This is a genomic window from Dietzia sp. 179-F 9C3 NHS, from assembly GCF_045369825.1.
GTDB lineage: Bacteria > Actinomycetota > Actinomycetes > Mycobacteriales > Mycobacteriaceae > Dietzia.
In genome coordinates, this window is record NZ_JBIQES010000002.1 from 222,282 (window position 1) to 242,886 (window position 20,605).

Here is a 20,605-nt window from a genome sequence, read left to right on the forward strand (position 1 = left end):
CTCAATCCTGCCACTTCGCGGCCAGTCGACGCGCCGCGGCCCGGGCCGAGCCGATGCACGCCGGCACTCCCACGCCCTCGGTCGCGGCGCCCACGAGCTCGAGCCCGGGCGCGTGCGCCGCCAGCTCCTCACGGATCCCCGCGACGGTGCGGGCGTGGTCGGGGCCGATCTCCGGCAGCCCGTCCGGCCAGCGGCGCACCCGCGCGTGCAGGACGGTCGGGGTGGTGCCGCAGACCTCGGCCAGGGCCGATACGGCGGTGCGCGTCAGGGAGTCGTCGTCGGCGGACAGGGGTCCGTCGGGGGCGTCGTCGAGCCGACCGAAGGACACCCGGACGAGGTGCCCCGGGCGGGTGTCGAGGTGCGGCCACTTGCGGCTGGAGAAGGTCATGGCCTTGAACGACACCGGCTCGTCGGTAGCCACGAGGACCCCCGAGTGCTCGGGCAGGTCGAGGGTGCGTTTTACCTCCATGGCCACGACGGCCGAGGACGCGGTGCGGACCCCGGCGAGCGCGGCGGCCGCGTCGTCAACGCCCCCGAGACCACGCAGGAGGGACGCCGCCCGGGGGGCGGGGACGGCCACGACGACGAGGTCGGCGGTTTCCGTCGCGGTGCCGGACTCCGACCGCGCCCTGAGCGCGTATGCGCGGCCGGCTCTGGCCAGGCCGGTCACCTCGCTGCGGGTCCGGATCGCGGCGCCCGACGCCTCGGCCAACGCCGCGACGAAGCGACGGTAGCCGCCGTCGAAGGTGGCGAACACCGGTCCCGGAGCCGAGGCGCCTGCGAGTGCGCCGATCGCCTCGGTGAGCGAGGGGGCCCCGGCGTCGAGTCGTTCGGCGAGCCCGGGTACCACCTCGCGCAGCCCGAGTCCCGTGCTCCGGGCGGCGTAGACGCCGCCGAGCATCGGGTCGACGAGGCGGGCCACGACAGCCGGTCCGAAGCGTGCAGAGGCGAGGTCGCCGAGGGAGACGTCGCCGCCTGGCTCCCACCGGAGGGGCAGGTCCCGCTCCCGGGCGGCCACGGCGAGCTCGGCGGGCGACAGGACGCCGTCCAGGGCGCGCACGTCGGAGGGCATCCCCATCACCGTCCCCGTGGGCATGGGGACGAGCCGACCGCCGGTGAGGATCGCCGATCCCCGACCGCTCGGGTGCCGCAGCGTCTCGGTGAGGCCGAGCTCGTCGACGAGGTCGGCGGCCTCACGGCGGCGGACGATGAAGGCCTCGGCGCCGAGTTCCATGGGTCCGGACGGGAAGTCTGTGGTGTCGAGTTTCCCGCCGGTCCCGGGCGCTGCCTCGTGCACCGTGATCTCGGCGTCCGGCAGCTCGCGCCGCAGCTGGTAGGCCGCGCTGAGGCCGCTGAGGCCGCCGCCGATCACGGCGATCCGAGGCGCCATCGTCTACCGCCCGGTGAGCTCGTGGACGAGTTCCACCACGTGGGTCAGCGCACCGGGGTCGGTCGCGGGCAGGACCCCGTGGCCGAGGTTGAACACGTGCCCGCGGGCCCCGAGGTCGCGCGCCCGGGCGGCCTCGTCGAGGATCCGTCGGACCTCGGCGTCGAGCGGCTCGCGATCGGCGAAGAGCATCGCGGGGTCGAGGTTTCCCTGCAGGATCTTGCCGGGGGCGCGCGTCGCGGCGTCGTCGAGCGGGATGCGCCAGTCCACCCCCACCACGTCGACTCCGGCCTCCCCCATGGCGCCGAGGAGTTCTCCCGTGCCCACGCCGAAGTGGGTGCGCGGGACCGAGGAGACGACCTCGTCGCCGAGGACGTCGGCCGAGTGCGGCAGGACGAGGGACCGGTAGTCGCGAAGGCTCAGAGCGCCGGCCCACGAGTCGAAGAGCTGGACGGCGTCCACGCCGGCCTCGATCTGCGCGCGCAGGAACACCGTGGTGAGGTCGGCGAGCTTGGCCAACAGCGCGTTCCACAGGTCGGGCCGGGAGTGCATGAGTGATTTGGTTCGCTCGTGGTTGCGGCTCGGGCCGCCCTCGACGAGGTAGGAGGCCAGGGTGAAGGGGGCGCCGGCGAACCCGATGAGGGCCACCTCCGGGTCGAGCGCGCGCACCACGAGCCGGACCGCCTCGGCGACCTTCTCCAGCCGGTCGGGCGTGAGCTCGGGCAGCGCCGCCACGTCGTCCTCCGAGCGGATCGGCTGCGCGACCACCGGGCCGGTGCCGGGGACGATGTCGATGTCCACGCCGGCGGCGGCGAGCGGGATGACGATGTCGGAGAAGAAGATCGCCGCGTCGACGCCGTGCCGACGCACCGGCTGGAGCGTGACCTCGCACGTCATCTCGGGGTCGAAGCAGGCCTCGATCATGGTGGTGCCGGCGCGGAGGTCGCGGTATTCCGGTAGCGAGCGGCCGGCTTGGCGCATGAACCACACCGGGGTGTGGCGCCCCCCGGCGCCGGTGATCTCGTCGAGGTACGGCCCGGTCCCGGGGCGGCGGGCGGTCCCGCCCTCGGAGGTCCGGGCGGTCTGCTGGAGAGGTACATCGGAGTTCTGCACGTCCCCCATGGTCCCATGCCTGGCCGGGTGGGGTCGCCCACCCCACCGCGGCGGGCCACGGCGCGCCTCCCCGGAGCGTCCCGCACCGCTGGCTAGCGTGACGACCCGTGAGCACATCGGTGAACACGGGCGCAGCCGAACCCGAGATCTTCCGGACCGCGGTCGAGTCGCTGTCCCGGCTCGAGGTGCGACCCGAGATCTCGGTCGGACCCATCCGCCCGCCGCAGCGCCTGGCCCCGTACAGCCACGCGCTGGGGGTGGAGGTGGTGCCGCCCGCCACCGACGACGTGCCCGAGTTCTCCGACGGCGACGCGTTCGGCCGCCTCATCCTGCTCCACGACCCCTCGGGCGACGACGCCTGGAAGGGCACCTTGCGGCTGGTGGCGTATATCCAGGCGGACATGGAGGCCGCCCTCGCCGGCGACCCGCTCCTGCCGCAGGTCGCCTGGAGTTGGCTCACCGAGGCCCTCGGCGAGGACGCGGGCCCGTACACCGCCCTGGGCGGGACCGTGACGAGCACCGCTTCCGTCCGGTATGGCGACATCGCCGGCCCGCCGCAGGCGCACCAGCTGGAGCTGCGGGCCTCGTGGACCGCCCTCGAGCCCGACCTGTCCGGCCACGCGGCGGCCTTCTGCCGCGTCCTCGCCCTGGCCGCCGGGCTGCCGCCGGTCGGGGTGACGGCCCTGCACGGGCGGGCGTGAGCGACCGACGCCGCGGTCCTGCCCCGCAGGGGGCCCCACCGCCGCCCGCGGACTACACGTTCGTCGACGACGCCGCCGGGATCCGCGAGGTCGCCGACGCCCTCGCCGGTACCGACGGCCCGATCGCGGTCGACGTGGAGCGCGCGTCCGGCATCCGGTACTCGGAGCGGGCGTTCCTCGTCCAGCTCCGGCCCGACTCCGGCCCGGCGCTGCTCGTGGACCCGGAGACCCCCGGGCGCACCGTAGGCCCGCTCGCGGAGCTCCTCTCGGACCGCCCCCTGCTGCTCCACGCCGCGAGCCAGGACCTGCCCTCCCTGCGTGAGCTGGGGATCGCACCACGCACGCTCATCGACACCGAGCTGGCGGGACGCCTGCTCGGGGCCGAGCGCGTCAACCTGGGCGCCATGATCTCCGAGCACCTCGGCATCGGCCTGGCCAAGGCGCACTCGGCGGCGGACTGGTCGCGGAGGCCCCTGCCGTCGTCCTGGCTCGACTACGCCGCCTACGACGTGCTGTTCCTCCACGAGCTCGCCGGCGCAGTGCTGCCGCTGCTCGACGACCTGGGCCGCCGCGAGTGGTTCGAGGCCGAGTGCCGCCACCTCGTCGAGGCGGGCGCCGCTCCCCCGGCGGCCGAGCCGTGGCGCCGCCTGTCCCGCCTGTCCACGCTGCGGGACGCCCGCCAGTACGCGCGGGCCCGCGAACTCTGGGCCGCGCGCGACCGCGTGGCCGCGGAGCGCGACATCGCCCCCAAGCGGCTGCTCTCCGACGCCGCGATCGTCGAGGCCGCCCGGCGGGGCCCCGCGTCCCGAGCCGAGCTCCTGGCGATCGACGGCTTCGACGGTCCGCACCGGCGCCGGCTCGTCCCGGCCTGGCTCGAGGCCCTCGAGTGGGCGGACGGCCTGGGGCGGGGCGACCTGCCGGACCGCCGCGGCCCGCAGGGCGAGCACCCGCCGCACACGTCGTGGAAGCGGACCGAGCCCGCGGCGGCGGCGCTCCTCGAGTCGGCCCGGGACGCCCTCGGCGCGGTCGCCGACGATCTCGGCCTCGACCCCGCACTTCTCCTGCGCCCCGCGACGCTGCGGCTGTGGGTGTGGCGCGCGGCGACCGGCGACGTGGCCGACGACGGCGCACTGCTCGACGCGGTCCTGCGAGAGGAGGGCGCCCGCGACTGGCAGCGCGACCTGAGCACCCCGGCGCTCCTGGCGGCGGTCGGCGCGTTCCGCGCCGCCTCCTGACGCGGGCCCGTCCCGTCCGGCCCGTCGGGCGGACTCAGGCGGTCAGCCGGCGGCGCACGGTGGCTGCGATGCCTTCGGCGTCCAGGCCGAGGTCGGCGAGGATCTCCCCACGCGAGGCGTGGTCGAGGAAGTCCTGGGGCACGCCGAGCGCGACGCGCGGCCCGTGGACGCCGGCCGCGTCGAGTCGGATGGCCACGGCGGACCCGACGCCCCCGTGGAGCCCGTTGTCCTCGACCGTCACCACGAGTCGACGGCCCCGGGCGGTGTCGATCAGCGACTCCGGCACCGGATAGACCCACCGCGGGTCCACGACGTCGACGGAGACTCCCTCCGCAGACAGCGCCTCGGCGGCCTCGACGCTCGGGGCGACCATCGCGCCCACGGCCACCACGAGCACCTCCCCGGAGCCGGTGCCGTGGACGCGGTCCACGCCGTCGGCCGAGGCGTCCAGCGCCGGGATCGGCGCGCTGACCGAGCCCTTGGGGAACCGGATCACCGTGGGTCCGTCGGTCACGGCGACGGCCTCCCGCAGCTCCTGCCGCAGCGTGTCCGCGTCGCGCGGGGCGGCCACTCGCACCCCGGGGACGATCCCGGTGAGCGAGAGGTCCCACATGCCGTTGTGGCTCGCGCCGTCGGGACCGGTGATCCCGGAGCGGTCCAGCGCCACGGTCACCGGCTGCCGGAGCAGGGCCACGTCCATGAGGAGCTGGTCGAACGCGCGGTTGAGGAAGGTCGAGTAGACGGCCACCACCGGGTGCAGTCCGCCCAGGGCGAGGCCGGCCGCGGAGGTCAGGGCGTGCTGCTCGGCGATGCCGACGTCGTACATCCGCTCCGGGAACCGGTCGCCGAAGGCGGCCAGTCCCGTCGGCCCGGCCATGGCGGCGGTGATCGCCACGACGTCCTCGCGTTCGGCGCCGATCGCGCAGAGCTCCTCGGAGAACACCGACGTCCAGTCCCGCCCCGAGGACGGGGACAGCGGGAGGCCCGTGTCCGGGTCGATGACGCCGGTGGCGTGCATCTGATCCGCCACGTCGTTCTCGGCGTGGACGTAGCCGTGGCCCTTGCGGGTGACGACGTGCACCACGACCGGCCCGCCGAACTCCTTGGCGCGCCGCAGCGCGGCCTCGGTGGCGGCGAGGTTGTGGCCGTCGATCGGGCCGTCGTACTTGAGGCCGAGGTCGGCGAAGAGCTCCTGCGGGGCGACGGCGTCCTTGACCCCGGCCTTGATGCCGTGCAGCAGCGCGTAGACCGCCTTGCCGAGGCGGTCGGTGCGGGCCCCCAGCGTGCGCTTGGTGCGGTCCATCGCCTTCTCGTAGGCGGGCTGGAGCCGCAGGTCGCTGAGCCGGTCCGCGAGGCCGCCGATGGTGGGTGAGTACGAACGGCCGTTGTCGTTGACCACGATGACCAGCGGCCGGTCCCGCCCGGCCGCGATGTTGTTGAGCGCCTCCCAGCACATCCCGCCGGTCATGGCGCCGTCGCCGATCACCGCCACGACCGTGCGATCTGGCTCCTCCCGCAGCGCGTACGCCTTGGCCAGGCCGTCCGCGTACGACAGGGACGCGGTGGCGTGCGAGGACTCCACGATGTCGTGCTCGCTCTCGGCCCGACTCGGGTAGCCGGACAGGCCGCCGCGGGACCGCAGGTCGTCGAACTTGTGTCGCCGGCCGGTGAGCATCTTGTGGACGTAGGCCTGGTGGCCGGTGTCGAACACGATCGGGTCGCGGGGCGAGTCGAAGACCCGGTGCAACGCCACGGTGAGCTCCACCACGCCGAGGTTCGGCCCGAGGTGACCGCCCGTGGCGGAGACCTTGGTGACGAGGAACCGCCGGATCTCCTCGCAGAGCTCCTCCAGCTCCGCGGGCCCCAGGCCGCGCAGGTCGGTGGGGCCGTCGATACGATCCAGCACGCTCATGGCAGGCGGGTTCTCCTTTCGCGGCCGGCTCCGGCGCAGAGACGAACCGTCAGTCTACGTTCTCCCGCCAGACGCCTCCGTCCGTGGTCGGCGCGTCGAGCACCGCGAGCCCCTCGACGTGGTGAGTCCCCGGGAACGCGGCGACCCCCCGCAGATCGACGAGCCGCCAGCCGGCGGCCACGAGGACCCCCACGTCGCGGGCCAGGCTCGCCGGATCGCAGCCCACGTGGACGATCCGTCGGGCGCCGGCGGCCGCCAACGCGGACATCACCTCAACGCCCGCGCCACCGCGGGGCGGGTCGAGCACCACGACGTCCGGACCCCCGGCGTCCGCGTGCCCGTCCGCGAGGAAGGCCTCCACCCGGGCCCCGACCGTGCGCACGCGGGCGCCGGCGCCCAGGGCGGCACCGGCCGCTCCGAGCGAGGCCGCAGACGACTCCACGAGCGTGACGCGGGCTCCGGGAACCGCGTCCAGCGACGCCGCCGCGAACAACCCGGCACCGCCGTAGAGGTCCCACACCGCGGGGTCCCCGCCCGGCCCGACGACCTCGGCGACCGCGTCCCGGACCACGGCCGAGTAGTGGCGGGCCGCCGATCGATGGGCCTGCCAGAACGCGTCCACCGGCAGGTCCCACGCGCGCCCGCCCACCGTCCGGAGAACCGCCCCCGTCCCGGCGACGACCCGCCACGGCTCGGCACGGGAATGGCGTGCACGGGCCCGCGCGGCCGCGGCCCGGCGGCCCCGGCGGGAGGCGGGTCTGGCCGTCAGGTCGACGTCCCGGCGGGTCGCGACGTGCACCTCGTCGTCGTCACCGAGGACGCCGAGGACCTCCCGTCCCGGACCGAGATCGGCGGCGAGCACCGCCTCGGTCAAGCGCGGATCGGGTTGCGCACACGGCTCGGTGACGAGGGCCCGGGACCGGGGGCGCCGCACGCCGGGCCGGCCGTCCGGGCCGGTCACCCACCGCGCCACCGTCCGCCAGCCCGTCGCGGCGCCGTCCCCCGCCGGCACCTCCACGGCCACGGCGTCGCCCCCGGGGGCCGGGTCGAACCGGCCGATCCGGTGCGCCTGCTCGGCCAGCACCCGGCCGGCGAACCCGCGCGCCGCCGGCGGGGCCACGTGGCTCCAGTCGCAGCAGCCCGCCCCCGCAGCGGCGGCCGGGCACGACGGCGGCACCCGGTCCGGTGAGGCCTCGACGACCTCGCGGACGGTGCCGCGGCAGAAGGCACGGCCCGGGTCGTCGTCGACCTCCACGTCGACGAGCTCCCCCGTCAGCCCACCGCGGCAGAACACCACCCGCCCCTCGTGCCGGGCCACGAACTCCCCGCCGTGGGCGGGCCCGCCCACCCGCACGCGCAGGACGCGGCCCGTCCAGTCCGTCCGCGCCGTCATCGCGCATCCCTGCCGCCCCAGCGTCCCACCGTCGGCCCACGGCGGGTCTGCTCGGCTCGCCCGTCCGAGGACGAGAGCTGCCACGGCACGCTCGTGACCATGACGCCCGGCTCGTAGAGCAGGCGCGTCTTGAGGCGCAGCGCGCTCTGGTTGTGCAGCACCTGCTCCCACCAGTGCCCCACTACGTACTCGGGGATGTACACCGCCACCACGTCCCGCGGCGCGGCCTCCCGCAGCCGCCTGACGTAGTCCACGACCGGACGGTTGATCTCCCGATACGGCGACTCCACCACCTTGAGCGGCACCGAGATCCTCCGCCGCTCCCATTGGCGCACCAGCGCCCGCGTCTCGGCGGTGTCTATGTTCACCGTGATCGCCTCGATGGAGTCCGGCCGCGTGGCGCGGGCGTAGGCGAGCGCCCGGAGCGTGGGTAGATGGAGCCGGGAGACGAGCACCACGCAGTGGGTGCGGCTCGGCAGGACGACCTCCCAGGAGGACTCGTCGAGCTCGCGCGACACCGTTGCGTAGTGCCGGTGGATGAGTTTCATCACCACGAACACCGCGAGCATGGCGAGCACCGCGATGTAGGCGCCGGCGAAGAACTTGGTGATCATGACGATCACGAGGACCGTCGCCGTGAGGCCGAGCCCGATCGCGTTGATCACCCGCGAGCGCCTCATCCGCCGCCGCACCGCCGGGATCTGCTCGTCCTCGAGGCGCCGGGTCCAGTGCCGGATCATCCCGAGCTGGCTCAGGGTGAACGCCACGAACACGCCCACGATGTAGAGCTGGATGAGGACCGTCACCCTGGCCTCGAACATCACCACGAGGACGATCGCCGCCACAGCGAGCAGCACGATCCCGTTGGAGAACGCGAGCCGGTCGCCGCGGGTGGCGAGCTGGCGCGGCAGGTAGGCGTCGCGGGCCAGCACGGAGGCCAGCATCGGGAACCCGTTGAACGCGGTGTTGGCCGCCAGCACGAGGATGACGGCCGTGACCACCATGATCACGTAGAAGGCCACCGGGAGGCCGGCGAACACCGGCTCCGCGAGCTGGGCGATCATCGTCTTCTGGTGGTAGCCCTCCGGAGCACCCACGAGCTGGGTCTCCGGGTCCTCCGCGATCTGCACCCCGAGCTGGATCGCCAGCGCGATGAGGCCCACCAGGAAGGTCACGGCGATCGCCCCGAGCAGCGTCAGCGTGGTGGCGGCGTTCCGGGACTTCGGCTTGCGGAACGCCGGGACCCCATTGGAGATCGCCTCGACGCCGGTGAGGGCCGCGCAGCCCGAGGCGAACGACTTGGCCACGATGAAGGCCAGCGCCAGGCCCGTCACCGCCCCGCCCTCGGAAGAGACGAGCTCGAAACCCGCCGACTCGGCCCGCAGGTCGCGCCCGAGGACGTCGACCTGGAACAGGCCCCACGCCACGAGTACCGCCATCGCGGCCATGAAGGCGTAGACCGGCACCGCGAAGGCCGCGCCGGACTCCTTGACCCCGCGCAGGTTGACGGCGGTGATGAGCACGATCGCGGCCACCGCGAAGAGCACCTTGTGGGTGTTGACGAACGGGACGGCCGAGCCGATGTTGGCCGCCGCCGCGGAGATGGACACCGCCACCGTGAGGACGTAGTCGATGAGCAGCGCCGCCCCCACCCCGAGGCCGGCGTTGGGGCCGAGATTGACGGTCGCCACCTCGTAGTCGCCGCCACCCGACGGGTAGGCGTGGACGTTCTGCCGGTAGCTGGCGATGACGACCACCATGACGACGGCGACAGCGAGGCCGACCCACGGGGTGAACGCCAGGGCGGACAGGCCCGCCAGCGAGAGGACGAGGAAGATCTCCTCGGGCGCGTACGCCACCGACGACAGGGCGTCGGAGGCGAACACGGGGAGCGCGATCCGCTTGCGCAGCGTCGCGTGGCCGACGGTGTCGCTGCGGAACGGGCGGCCGAGCAGCAGCCGCTTGGTTCCCAACGAGACCTTGGAGATCCTGGACACCGACACATCGTAGGACCCGGAGTGCCGCGGGAACAGCGGTCGCCACCGGGGTAGCGTGAACCGACGGGTCCGCACCCCGCGGACCGTGAGGAGCGGGACTCGCGATGAGGGTCATCATCATGGGCTGCGGCAGGGTCGGGGCCGCCCTGGCCACCGAGCTCGACGAGGCGGGTCACGAGGTCGTGGTGATCGACCGCCAGGCGTCCGCCTTCGTCCGGCTCCCCGACGCCTTCCGGGGCCGGACGATCACGGGCGTGGGCTTCGACCAGCGCGTCCTCGAGGAGGCCGGGGTCGCCGGGGCGGACGCGTTCGCCGCCGTGTCCTCGGGCGACAACTCCAACATCATCGCGGCGCGCGTGGCCCGCGAGCGGTTCGGGGTCGAGCGGGTGATCGCCCGTATCTACGACGCCGGGCGCGCCGAGGTCTACGAGCGCCTGGGGATCCCCACCATCGCCACCGTCCCGTGGGCCACGCGCCGCTTCGTCCACTTCCTCACCGGCGGCTCCGGCCCCGTCGTGTGGCGGGACGAGACCGGCTCGGTCTCGGTGGTGGCCCTCGACGCACCCGACGTCTGGGTGGGCGCCCGCGTCGACGAGCTGGGCACCCGCGCCGGGGGTCGCGTGGTGGCGGTGACCCGGTTCGGCGAGTGCCGGGTACCCGACGCGCGGACCCTGGTCCAGGCCGACGACCTGCTCCACCTCTCCCTCCCCTCCTCCGCGCTCGACGATCTCGACACCGCGTTCGCGACAGGACCGACCGATGACTGACCTCCCCCTCTCCGACGACCGCGGCGTCCCGGACTACGCCGACGGGCGGGGCCTGCTCGCCCGCGCCCCGCGCCCCGGACCGGTCCGCTCGGCGACGATGCGGGTGGCCGTGGCCGGCGCCGGCGCGGTCGGTCGGTCGATCGCCCGCGAATTGCTGCTCAACGACCACCGGGTGACGCTCCTCGACAAGCGTGGAGACGTCCTCGACCACGACAAGGTCCCCGGCGCCGACTGGATCACGTGCGACGCGTGCGAACTCAGCCACCTCGAGGAGCTGGGGCTCGCGGACTTCGACGTGGTGGTGGCGGCGACCGGCGACGACAAGGCGAATCTCGTGGTGAGTCTGCTCGCCAAGACCGAGTTCGCCGTCCCCCGCGTGGTGGCGCGCGTCAACGACCCCCGCAACGAGTGGCTGTTCGACGAGAGCTGGGGCGTCGACGTGGCGGTCTCCACGCCCCGTCTCCTCGTCTCGCTCGTCGAGGAGGCAGTCTCCGTGGGTGACGTCGTGCGCCTGCTCACCCTGCGCCGCGGCGAGGCGAACATCGTCGGCGTGACCCTCCCCGACCAGACCCCGCTCGCGGGACGACCCGTCTCCCGGGTGGAGTTCCCCCGTGACGCCGTGCTCGTGGCGATCCTCCGCGGCGGGCGCGTGATCGTGCCCGAGCCGGACGTCCCGTTCGAGGCGGGCGACGAGCTGCTCGTGGTGGCGTCCGAGGACGCCGAGGCCGGTCTCCGCGAGACGATCCTCGGCGGCTAACCGCTCAGCGGCCCCCGGCCGCGCCTTCCCGCGCCACTGTCACGGCGATTTCCCGGCCGTACGACCACCCGGGGGCGAGCGGCAGGTCGTCCCCGCTCCAGAACCGACCCGGGTCGTACCAACTGGCGCTGCCCGCGGGCAGGAGCACCCCCATCTCCTCGAGGGTCACCCCCACGACCTCGGCGCAGTAGGCGGCCTCCATCCGCATCCCGGCGCCCGGAGCCGACCGTCGACGGCGCGAACGACCGACCAGCGTCCGCAACCGCTCGCCGAGGCCGCGGGCCTCGTCGTCGTCACCGCCGACCCCCTCCCCCGATCCTCCGGGCCGCGCCCCGACGCCCCGGGCCGTCCACCTGCCCCGCGCCCAGCGGCCGAGCACCCGCCCCGCCGACGGGAACGAGACCCCGTCAAGTCGCGCGATGGTCGCGAGCAGCGCGTCCTCCTGCTCCGGCCCCACCTCGGGCGAGATCTGCCGGAACCAGGCCCGCTGCCCGTATGGGCCGGTCCACTGCCGCACCGCGTCCTCGAGCACGTGGAGCTGGACGCCGCGCTGGTGGCGGCCGGTCCACACATCCGGCAGCGCCCTGCCCATCTCGGCGTGCCACATCAGTGGCGGCATGTCGTCGAGCACCACCGCCACGCCCACGTGGTTGACGGGGGCGTTGGTGAGTGTCTGGATGAGCCGGTCCGCGGCGGTGCGGCCGCGGAAGATCCACAGGTCGCCGGTACGGGTCCGGTGGACGGCCGCTGCCAGGGGCACGGTGTCGACGCTCACGCTCATGAGTCGATCCTGCCAGCGCCGCCGGATCCGGGGGCCTACCCTGGCGGCATGGCTCCCCGTGGACGGCAGTGGCTCAAGATGCTCGGTGCGGCGGGCGTCGTGGGGGTGGCGGCGTCCGGCGTGCTCATCGCGCGCGACGAGCGGCGCCGGCGCGCCTACGAGCCGGACGAGATCCGGGAGCGGCTGCACTCGCGCTATGCGCGCATCCAGGCCCGGGGCGCGGCGACCGGGGAGTGACCGCGCCCCGTCGGTCGATATCCTGACGGGCATCATGCCGAGTTCCCCCGCGCCCACGCCCGAGCTGCGCCGGGCCCGTCACCGCCTCCTCGAGCGCCTCGACGACGTGGGCTCCCTCGACGCCCACCGCCTGCGGTCGCGGATCCGCCGGGCCGGGTCCGAGCAGCTCGACGAGCTCGGGGCCCGCGTCGACGAGGCGGCCGAGAGGCTCCGGCGCCGCGCGGCGTCGGTCCCCACCCCCGACTACCCCGCCCAGCTCCCGGTCTCGGCGCGCAAGGACGAGATCGCCGACGCGATCCGCGAGCACCAGGTGGTGGTGATCGCCGGCGAGACCGGCTCCGGCAAGACCACGCAGATCCCCAAGATCTGCCTCGAACTGGGACGTGGGGTACGCGGGATGATCGGGCACACCCAGCCCCGGCGCCTGGCCGCCCGCACCGTCGCCGACCGGATCGCTCACGAGCTCGGCGTGGAAATCGGCGGGCTCGTCGGCTCCGCCGTGCGCTTCGACGACCGCACCGGGCCCGACACCGCGGTCAAGCTCATGACCGACGGGGTGCTCCTGGCAGAGATCCGTCGGGACCGGCTGCTGCGCGCCTACGACACGATCATCATCGACGAGGCCCACGAGCGCAGCCTCAACATCGACTTCCTGCTCGGCTACCTCAAGCAGATCCTCCCGCGGCGGCCCGATCTCAAGGTGATCATCACCTCGGCCACCATCGACCCCGACAGGTTCGCCCGGCACTTCGCCGACGCCGGCGGCCGGCCCGCGCCGGTCATCGAGGTCTCCGGGCGCACCTACCCCGTCGAGATCCGCTACCGCCCACTGCAGGTCGAGCACGGCGACCGCGTGGTGGACCTCGACCCGCTCGACGCGCTCGCCGACGCCGTCACCGAACTGCTCGACGAGGGTGACGGCGACGTGCTCGTCTTCCTCTCCGGCGAGCGGGAAATCCGCGACGCCGACGAGGTCCTGCGCAGCCGCCGCCTCCGCGACACCGAGATCTTCCCCCTGTTCGCCCGCCTGAGCACCGCCGAGCAGCAGCGGGCGTTCCGGACGCACAGTAGGCGCCGGGTCGTGCTGTCCACCAACATCGCCGAGACGTCGGTGACCGTCCCCGGCATCCGCTACGTCGTGGACACCGGCCTCGCGCGCATCTCCCGCTACTCCACCCGCACCAAGGTCCAGCGCCTGCCCATCGAGCCCGTCTCCCAGGCCTCCGCCGCCCAGCGCTCGGGCCGGTGCGGGCGCGTGGCGGACGGCATCTGCATCCGCCTGTACTCCGAGGAGGACTTCGAGTCACGGCCGGAGTTCACCGACCCCGAGATCCTGCGCACCAACCTCGCCTCGGTGATCCTCGCAATGGCCGACCTCGACCTCGGCGCGGTCGACGAGTTCCCCTTCGTGGAACCGCCCGACCGCAAGGCCGTGCGCGACGGCACCACCCTGCTCACCGAACTCGGGGCGATCCGGGTGGACGACGACGCGCGCCCGCGACTGACCCGCGTCGGACGCGACATGGCCGCCCTCCCCCTCGACCCGCGCCTGGCGCGCATGGTGGTCGAAGGGCACCGCAACGGATCGCTGGGCGACCTCCTGGTGGTGGTGTCCGCCCTCACCGTGCAGGACGTGCGCGAGCGGCCGGCCGAGGAACGCGACAAGGCCGACCAAATGCACCGGCGCTTCGCCGACAAGAGCTCGGACTTCCTCGGCTACCTCAATCTCTGGCGTTACCTCACCGAGCAGCGCCGTGAGCTCTCCGGTAGCGCGTTCCGGAAGATGTGCCGCACGGAATACCTGCACTGGCTCCGGATCCGCGAGTGGCAGGACCTCACCGCCCAGCTCACCCGAGTGTGCCGCGAGCACGGCTGGCACCCCGCCTCCGGGCACGCCCCCGAGGACGACCTCCACAAGGCGATCCTCACCGGGCTCATCACCAACGTCGGCATGCGCGACGAGGAGTCCCGCGAGTTCCGCGGCACCCGCGGGATCCGGTTCCAGGTGTTCCCCGGCTCCGACCTCGCGCGCAAGCCACCGCGCTGGGTGATGGCCGCCGAGCTCGTCGAGACCTCCCGCCTGTGGGCCCGCGACGTCGCCCGGATCGATCCGGCGTGGCTCGAGCAGGTGGGCGGCCACCTGGTCCGCACGCAGTACTCGGAGCCGCACTGGTCGGACACGCGGGGCGCCGCGATGGCCTACGAGAAGGTCCTGCTCCTGGGGCTCACCGTGGTCGAGGCACGCCGCATCCTGCTGTCCCGCGTCGACGCCCCCCTCGCGAGGGAGATGCTCGTACGCCACGGGATCGTCGAGGGGCGCTGGGCTTCCCGGATACCCGTGCTCGCCGAGAACGCCGAGGCGGTGGCCGAGGCCCGCGAGCTCGAGACGCGGAGCCGGCGCCGGGACCTGGTGATCGACGACGAAGCCCTGGTCGCCTTCTACCTCGGCCGGCTCCCCGACGACGTCACCTCCGGCAGGCACCTCGACGCGTGGTGGAAGAAAAAGGGTCACCGCGACCCCGACGCGCTGCGCCTGCGCCCCGAGGACCTCCGCACGGCGGAGGCAGCGCCCGACGCCGCCGGATTCCCACCGTCCTGGAGGCAGGGCGAGCGCACCTTCGAGCTCCGTTACGCCTTCGATCCGGGCGTCGACGCCGACGGCATCACCGTGCGGATCCCACTGCCGCAGCTCGCGACGGTCACCACCGCGGGTTTCGAATGGCTGGTGCCCGGTGTCCGCGAGGACCTGTACACCGAGATGCTACGAACCCTGCCCAAGTACCTCCGCAGGCTCTGCTCGCCGCCCGCCGAGTACGCGGCGCTTCTCGCCGGCGACCTCACACCCCGGTCCGCTCCCCTGCCGGTCGCCCTCGCCGCCGCCCTCTCCGCCAGGATCGGCACGACCGTCGAGCCCCGGGACTTCCGGCCGGACCAGCTGCCCGGCCATCTCCGGATGCGGTTCGAGGTGGTCGATGGCGAGGACGTCGTCGCAGCCGGGACCGACCTCGCCGCGCTCCGCTCCGAGCTCGTGGACCGGGTCCGCGCCACCCTCAACGCCCGCCTCGTGCCGGACGACGGACCACACCGCGCCTGGACGGCGGGCACCGTCGGGGACCTCGCCGAGTCCGTCACGGGAACCGTCGACGGTGTGGAGGTCACCGTCTACCCTGCGCTGCAGGTCCGCCCGGACGGCATCCACCGGATCGCGTGCGCAACCGAGGAGGAGCGTCGCCGGGCGCAGGCCGCCGCGGTGCTCGCCCTGCTCTCACGCGGCCTGGTCTCGCCGACCTCGGTCACACGGGGACGGGCCGTCGAGGAGCGGCTCGCGCTCACCCAGTATCCGCACGGCGGGATCGAGGCACTCGTCGAGGACGCCGCGCTGGCGGCACTCGGCCGGATCATCGCCCGCCGCCGGGGCGCGCCCGTCCTAAGGGCAGCCGAGTTCGCCGAGCTCGAGGCCACTGCTCGCGCCGAGGTTCCCGCCGCGGTGGCCGCCGCGATCACCGCCGCCCTGCCGGCGCTGGTGGAGGCGCAGGCGGTCGCGGCCCGACTCGAGTCCGCGACCCCGGAGGTGCGGGCCGCGGTCGCCCCGTCGGTGGACTTTCTCGTGGGCAAGGGTTTTCTCGCCCGGCACCCCGCCGACGCGCTCGCAGGGTTGGAACGGCACGTCCGGGCGGTCCGGATGCGGCTGGATATGGCGGAGGCGTCACCGGCCCGGCACGCGGAACTCTCCCGCCGCATCGCGGAGTCGGAGGAGGCCGTCGGCACCGCCGTCGCGACCCTGCGTGGCCGGCCGGGGACCGCGCGGACGATCCGGGACCTGCGCTGGATGCTGGCCGAGTACCGGGTGGGGCTCTTCGCCCAGTCGTTGGGGACCGCAAGGCCGGTCTCGGCCGAGCGCATCGACCGGGCGATCTCCGCCGCCCTGGCGTCCCGGGCCGGGCGCTGAGGTGGCGGCCTACCCGGACGCCACCCGTTCGCGGCGCTCGCGGAGCGCGATGATCTCGCGCTCGAAATCCGCTGCGGAGCTGAACTGTTTGTAGACGGAGGCGAACCGCAGGTAGGCCACCTCGTCGAGATCCTGGAGGGGACCGAGGATCGCGAGCCCGATCTCGTGCGCCGGGACCTCCGACGCACCCCCGGACCTAACGGTGTCCTCCACCTGCTGGGCGAGGCGCCGCAACGCGTCCTCGTCCACGTCACGACCCTGGCATGCCCGTCGCACGCCCTGCACGACCTTTTCCCGACTGAACGGCTCGGTCACACCGTTACGCTTGAGCACCGACAGCAGCGGGGTCTCGAGGGTCGTGAACCGTCGACCGCAGTGCGAGCACTCCCGGCGCCTGCGGATGGCCTGCCCGTCATCGGCGGACCGCGAGTCGATCACCCGCAGATCCTCGTGGTGACACGTCGGGCAGTACATCCCCACACCGCCCTTCTTCGACCGGGTCCGCGCGCACCCTCCCGGGAGCACGGGACCTGGCGCGGGGGCGGCGGTCGGCCACCCCACGACCATTCTAGGAGGCCCGGACACCGATCACGCGTAGGCGGGGCCGCCGATGAACGCCAGCGCGAGCACCATGAGCAGTCCCACGATCACACCGCAGGCGACGAGGACCCACGCGGGGACGTCGTCCACGACCGCGGCGGGCGCCACCCGCGACGGTCGGCACGCCCGCACCCCGGCCCCCGCCGACGACCGCGATCCGGCGGGTCGGGTCCGGGCAGCCGGTCGCGCACCCGACACGGTCGGTGCGGCGCCCAGCACCCGCACCGAAGACGCCGGACGGTTTGCGGTACGCGCACTCGCGGCGGCGGGGATTCGGGGGGCCGCGAGGCGGCGATCCACCCGGTGATCTGCGGCGCAGACCCCGGTCCAGCGCACGGGAGAGACTGACGGAGGCAGTTCCAGGACGGTCATGACGGCTCCCTACTCGATATGTTGTACGAACACTGTTCGCACACTCATGGCACATCTGTTCGATTTCGAACTCGTCTAGAGTTGTAGCACGCGGGTCCGACAGAGTCATCCCGCGGAGCGCAACTTTCTCGAACAGGTGTGTGGCGCACCCGACCGTCACGCGCTAGGGTAGAAGTCGATTCGCCGTCGAACACGCATTCGCTGAAGGGACTGCCGACATGGCCAAGCCGGACTTCGAGGCACTGACGCCGCGCCAGAAGAGCGTCCTCCTCCACATCCACGACACGGTGCGCAACCGTGGTTACCCGCCGAGCATCCGGGAGATCGGGGACGCCGTGGGTCTCCAGTCGACCTCGTCCGTCGCCCACCAGCTGCGCACTCTCGAGAAGAAGGGCTTCCTCACCCGCGATCCGCACAAGCCCCGGGCGGTCGACGTCCACGGGGTTCCCGGGCAGCGGTCCCGCGGCCGCCGTCCCGCGGCACCGGAGGCGGCCCGGCCCAGCGGCTCCGTCGAGCCCGTGTACGTCCCGGTCCTCGGTCGGATCGCCGCCGGCGGCCCGATCCTCGCCGAGCAGGCCGTGGAGGAGGTCCTCCCGCTCCCCTCGGATCTGGTGGGGTCGGGGGAGCTCTTCATGCTCCGCGTGGTCGGTGAGTCCATGATCGACGCGGCCATCTGCGACGGCGACTACGTGGTGGTACGCCGCCAGAACGTGGCGGACAACGGGGAGATCGTGGCCGCCCTCATCGACGGCGAGGCGACCGTCAAGGTCTTCAAGAAGGACTCGACCGGCGTCTGGCTCCTGCCGCGGAACGAGTCGTTCAGCCCCATCCCGGGCGAGCACGCGACGGTGCTCGGCAAGGTGGTCACGGTGTTCCGCAAGCTCTGACCCGTTTCACCCCGGCGCCGCCGGCACCGTCCGCCGGTCAGTCGGCGCCGTCGTGTGTGGCGCCCTCGGCGAACTCCGACAACTCGCCTGCGATGGAGGCGGGAAGCCGCACCACGATCCGGGTGCCGGACTCGGTGTACTCCTCGTGGACCACCGCACCCTCCGCGTGTACCCGGGAGACGACGTCGCCGCGCTGATACGGCACGACCAGGGCCACCTCGACGTCGCCCTCGGCGATGATCTCCATGATCCGCGTCAGCAATTCGTCGATGCCCTCGCCCGTCACAGCCGAGACGAAGACCGCCTCGGGAAGGGCGTGGTGTAGCTCGGTGAGCACAACGGGATCGGCGGTGTCGATCTTGTTGATCACCACGAGTTCCCGCGGGTGTTCGGCGTTCTGCTCGGCTACCACGTCGTTGACGACCATGCGGACGGCCTCGATCTGCTTGAGGGGGAAGGGGTCGGATCCGTCCACCACGTGGAGCAGCAACTCGGAGTCCACGACTTCCTCGAGTGTGGACCGGAACGCTTCGACTAGCTGGGTGGGTAGGTGCCGCACGAACCCCACTGTGTCGGTGAACACCACCATGCGGCCGTCGGGCAGCTCCGCCCGCCGCGTGGTGGGGTCGAGGGTCGCGAACAGGGCGTTCTGCACCAGGACGCCCGCACCTGTGACCCGGTTGAGCAGGCTGGATTTTCCCGCGTTGGTGTAGCCGGCGATCGCGATCGAGGGCACCGGCGTCGCGCGTCGACGGTGCCGCTTGGTGTCGCGGGCCTGCTTCATGCCCTTGATCTCGCGGCGCAGCCGCGCCATCCGCTCGCGGATGCGCCGCCGGTCGGTTTCGATCTTGGTCTCACCCGGACCGCGCAGGCCCACGCCGCCGTTGCTGCCGGCCCGTCCGCCGGCCTGCCGAGACAGCGCCTCACCCCAGCCGCGCAGCCGGGGCAGCATGTACTCCATCTGGGCCAGGGAGACCTGCGCCTTGCCCTCGCGGCTCGTGGCATGCTGCGCGAAGATGTCCAGGATGAGTGCGGTCCGGTCGATCACCTTGACGTTGACCGCCTTTTCCAGGGCGATGAGCTGGCCGGGGGTCAGCTCACCGTCGCAGATCACGGTGTCCGCGCCCGTCGCCGCGATGACGTCCTTGAGTTCGCTGGTCTTGCCCGAGCCGATGTAGGTGGACGGGTCCGGCTTGTCGCGCCGCTGGATCAGCGCCTCGCACACCTCGGATCCGGCGGTCTCGGCGAGCTGGGCCAGCTCGACCATCGCCGCCTCGGCGCGCGCTGCAGAGCCCTCTGTCCACACTCCCACGAGCACCACGCGTTCGAGTCGCAGCTGGCGGTACTCGGCGTCGATGACGTCCTGGAGCTCGGTGGACAGCCCGGCGACGCGCCGCAGAGAGGACCGTTCCTCGAGCAGGAGCTCACCCGTCGAAGGATCGTCGAGGAATCGGGAGCGGGCGGGGGTCTTGCCGTTGTCTGTAGTCATTCCCCTCGATCTTCTCACAGGTCCGGGACCACGGGTCCCCGACCACCGGTAGAACGTGCCCTCGGCGACCAGTCGCGAAGGTCCGGTGAGCCTGGAGCCGTCGCCGGTGAGAGCCACCTCGACCTCGCCGCCGGGGACGACCACGGTCACCTCCCCCGAGTCCCGGCCGACATCGGCGAGCGCCGCCACCGCCGTGGCGACGATGCCCGTCCCGCAGGACTGCGTCTCCCCCGCCCCCCGCTCGTGGACGCGCATCGAGACACGCCCGGCCTCCAGCGGCGTGGCGACCTCCACATTGACCCCCTCGGGGAAGAAGTCGGTGTCAAACCGGGGCGACTCGTGCACCGGGAGCGCGGCGAGCGCCGCGGCGTCCAGTCCCGGGACGACGCAGGCCAGATGAGGGTTTCCCATATCGACGGCAACGCCGGCGAACGAACGACCCCCGAACTCGGCTGTCGAGACCCCGAGCAGGCCGGGGCGCCCCATGTCGACACGCACGACGGCGTCGTCGCCCGTGTGGGTGAGCACCTCCGCCGGTCGCGGACCCGAGCGCGTACCGACCGGGACCACGCCGGCCGGGGCCCTCCCCGTGGCCACGAGGGCGTGGGCGAACACCCGGACCCCGTTGCCGCACATCTCGGCGATCGAACCGTCCGCGTTGCGGTAGTCCATGAACCAGTCCGCGGGGCCCACGCCGTCGGGCAGCACGTCGAGCACGCCCCGGGCGACGAGCGCACCGCCGGTGGCGATCCGCAGCACACCGTCGGCACCGATCCCCGCCCGCCGGTCACACAGGACGCGCACGAGGTCGGCGTCCAGGTCCACGGCCGCGTCGTCGTCGGGCAGGATCACGAAGTCGTTGAGCGTTCCGTGTCCCTTGAGGAAGGGCAGGCCCGCCCGGTCGACGGCCAGCTGGTCGGTGGTCATGACCTCCGATGGTAACGAAGACACCCGCAGCGTTCCGCGATGCGGAATCGGCAGGTGAAGCGCGGGTCGTCGCGCACTACAGTCAGGAGAGACAACGGTCC

Annotated in this window: 15 protein-coding genes and 1 pseudogene; 7 read left to right on the forward strand and 9 right to left on the reverse strand. The window is 73.3% G+C overall.

All coding sequences use genetic code 11. The features are described from left to right. Nucleotide 1: 1 nt before the first annotated feature. Entirely contained in the window at nt 2-1,390 is a 1,389-nt protein-coding gene (hemG, locus tag ACH0BZ_RS03395) for a protoporphyrinogen oxidase (protein ID WP_406896551.1), read from the reverse strand. Nucleotides 1,391-1,393: 3 nt separating this feature from the next. Continuing rightward, nucleotides 1,394-2,407: a uroporphyrinogen decarboxylase gene (gene hemE, locus ACH0BZ_RS03400; RefSeq protein ID WP_406896782.1), complete on the reverse strand. Its 1,014-nt coding sequence runs from the start codon at nt 2,405-2,407 to the stop codon at nt 1,394-1,396. 200 nt (nt 2,408-2,607) lie between these two features. On the opposite strand from hemE, the gene ACH0BZ_RS03405 reads away from it, so the two are divergent. Continuing rightward, on the forward strand, nt 2,608-3,201 hold the full coding sequence (locus ACH0BZ_RS03405) for a DUF3000 domain-containing protein (RefSeq protein WP_406896552.1): 594 nt from the start codon (nt 2,608-2,610) through the stop codon (nt 3,199-3,201). Beyond that, nucleotides 3,198-4,436: an HRDC domain-containing protein gene (locus tag ACH0BZ_RS03410; protein WP_406896553.1), complete on the forward strand. Its 1,239-nt coding sequence runs from the start codon at nt 3,198-3,200 to the stop codon at nt 4,434-4,436. The genes ACH0BZ_RS03405 and ACH0BZ_RS03410 overlap by 4 nt, the downstream gene beginning before the upstream one ends. A 34-nt stretch (nt 4,437-4,470) precedes the next feature. On the opposite strand, the gene dxs is transcribed toward ACH0BZ_RS03410, so the two are convergent. From dxs to ACH0BZ_RS03425, 3 genes are read right to left on the reverse strand one after another with little or no spacing between them, the layout of a single operon-like run. Further along, nucleotides 4,471-6,348: a 1-deoxy-D-xylulose-5-phosphate synthase gene (dxs, locus tag ACH0BZ_RS03415; RefSeq protein ID WP_406896554.1), complete on the reverse strand. Its 1,878-nt coding sequence runs from the start codon at nt 6,346-6,348 to the stop codon at nt 4,471-4,473. A gap of 49 nt (nt 6,349-6,397) precedes the next feature. Next, nucleotides 6,398-7,741 carry a class I SAM-dependent RNA methyltransferase gene (locus ACH0BZ_RS03420; RefSeq protein ID WP_406896555.1) on the reverse strand — a complete coding sequence of 448 codons (1,344 nt, stop codon included), beginning with the start codon at nt 7,739-7,741 and terminating at the stop codon, nt 6,398-6,400. Continuing rightward, on the reverse strand, nt 7,738-9,729 hold the full coding sequence (locus tag ACH0BZ_RS03425) for an APC family permease (RefSeq protein ID WP_406896783.1): 1,992 nt from the start codon (nt 9,727-9,729) through the stop codon (nt 7,738-7,740). Before ACH0BZ_RS03425 ends, ACH0BZ_RS03420 begins: the two co-directional genes overlap by 4 nt. A gap of 113 nt (nt 9,730-9,842) precedes the next feature. Between ACH0BZ_RS03425 and ACH0BZ_RS03430 the strand changes: the two genes are divergently transcribed. Both ACH0BZ_RS03430 and ACH0BZ_RS03435 read left to right on the forward strand, forming a co-directional pair. Continuing rightward, nucleotides 9,843-10,505, forward strand: coding sequence for a potassium channel family protein (locus ACH0BZ_RS03430; RefSeq protein ID WP_406896556.1), 663 nt, complete (start codon nt 9,843-9,845; stop codon nt 10,503-10,505). Between the two features lie 97 nt (nt 10,506-10,602). After that, nucleotides 10,603-11,262 carry a potassium channel family protein gene (locus ACH0BZ_RS03435; RefSeq protein ID WP_406896784.1) on the forward strand — a complete coding sequence of 220 codons (660 nt, stop codon included), beginning with the start codon at nt 10,603-10,605 and terminating at the stop codon, nt 11,260-11,262. Nucleotides 11,263-11,266: 4 nt separating this feature from the next. On the opposite strand, the gene ACH0BZ_RS03440 is transcribed toward ACH0BZ_RS03435, so the two are convergent. Then, on the reverse strand, nt 11,267-12,043 hold the full coding sequence (locus ACH0BZ_RS03440; protein WP_406896557.1) for a hypothetical protein: 777 nt from the start codon (nt 12,041-12,043) through the stop codon (nt 11,267-11,269). A 48-nt stretch (nt 12,044-12,091) separates the two neighbouring features. Between ACH0BZ_RS03440 and ACH0BZ_RS03445 the strand changes: the two genes are divergently transcribed. Beyond that, nucleotides 12,092-12,280 (forward strand): hypothetical protein, encoded by a 189-nt coding sequence (locus ACH0BZ_RS03445; RefSeq protein WP_406896559.1) that lies wholly within the window; start codon nt 12,092-12,094, stop codon nt 12,278-12,280. Nucleotides 12,281-12,314: 34 nt separating this feature from the next. Next, on the forward strand, nt 12,315-16,229 hold the full coding sequence (hrpA, locus tag ACH0BZ_RS03450; protein WP_406896560.1) for an ATP-dependent RNA helicase HrpA: 3,915 nt from the start codon (nt 12,315-12,317) through the stop codon (nt 16,227-16,229). Between the two features lie 9 nt (nt 16,230-16,238). Here the strand turns inward: hrpA and nrdR are convergent, their stop codons facing one another. Further along, nucleotides 16,239-16,703 carry a transcriptional regulator NrdR gene (gene nrdR / locus ACH0BZ_RS03455; RefSeq protein WP_406896562.1) on the reverse strand — a complete coding sequence of 155 codons (465 nt, stop codon included), beginning with the start codon at nt 16,701-16,703 and terminating at the stop codon, nt 16,239-16,241. Nucleotides 16,704-17,419: 716 nt separating this feature from the next. On the opposite strand from nrdR, the gene lexA reads away from it, so the two are divergent. Next, entirely contained in the window at nt 17,420-18,088 is a 669-nt protein-coding gene (gene lexA / locus ACH0BZ_RS03460) for a transcriptional repressor LexA (RefSeq protein ID WP_406896564.1), read from the forward strand. Nucleotides 18,089-18,125: 37 nt separating this feature from the next. Here the strand turns inward: lexA and hflX are convergent, their stop codons facing one another. Continuing rightward, on the reverse strand, nt 18,126-19,577 hold the full coding sequence (gene hflX / locus ACH0BZ_RS03465) for a GTPase HflX (protein ID WP_406896785.1): 1,452 nt from the start codon (nt 19,575-19,577) through the stop codon (nt 18,126-18,128). A gap of 63 nt (nt 19,578-19,640) precedes the next feature. After that, nucleotides 19,641-20,504, reverse strand: a pseudogene (dapF, locus tag ACH0BZ_RS03470) (diaminopimelate epimerase); the annotation flags it as partial. Nucleotides 20,505-20,605: the final 101 nt, after the last annotated feature.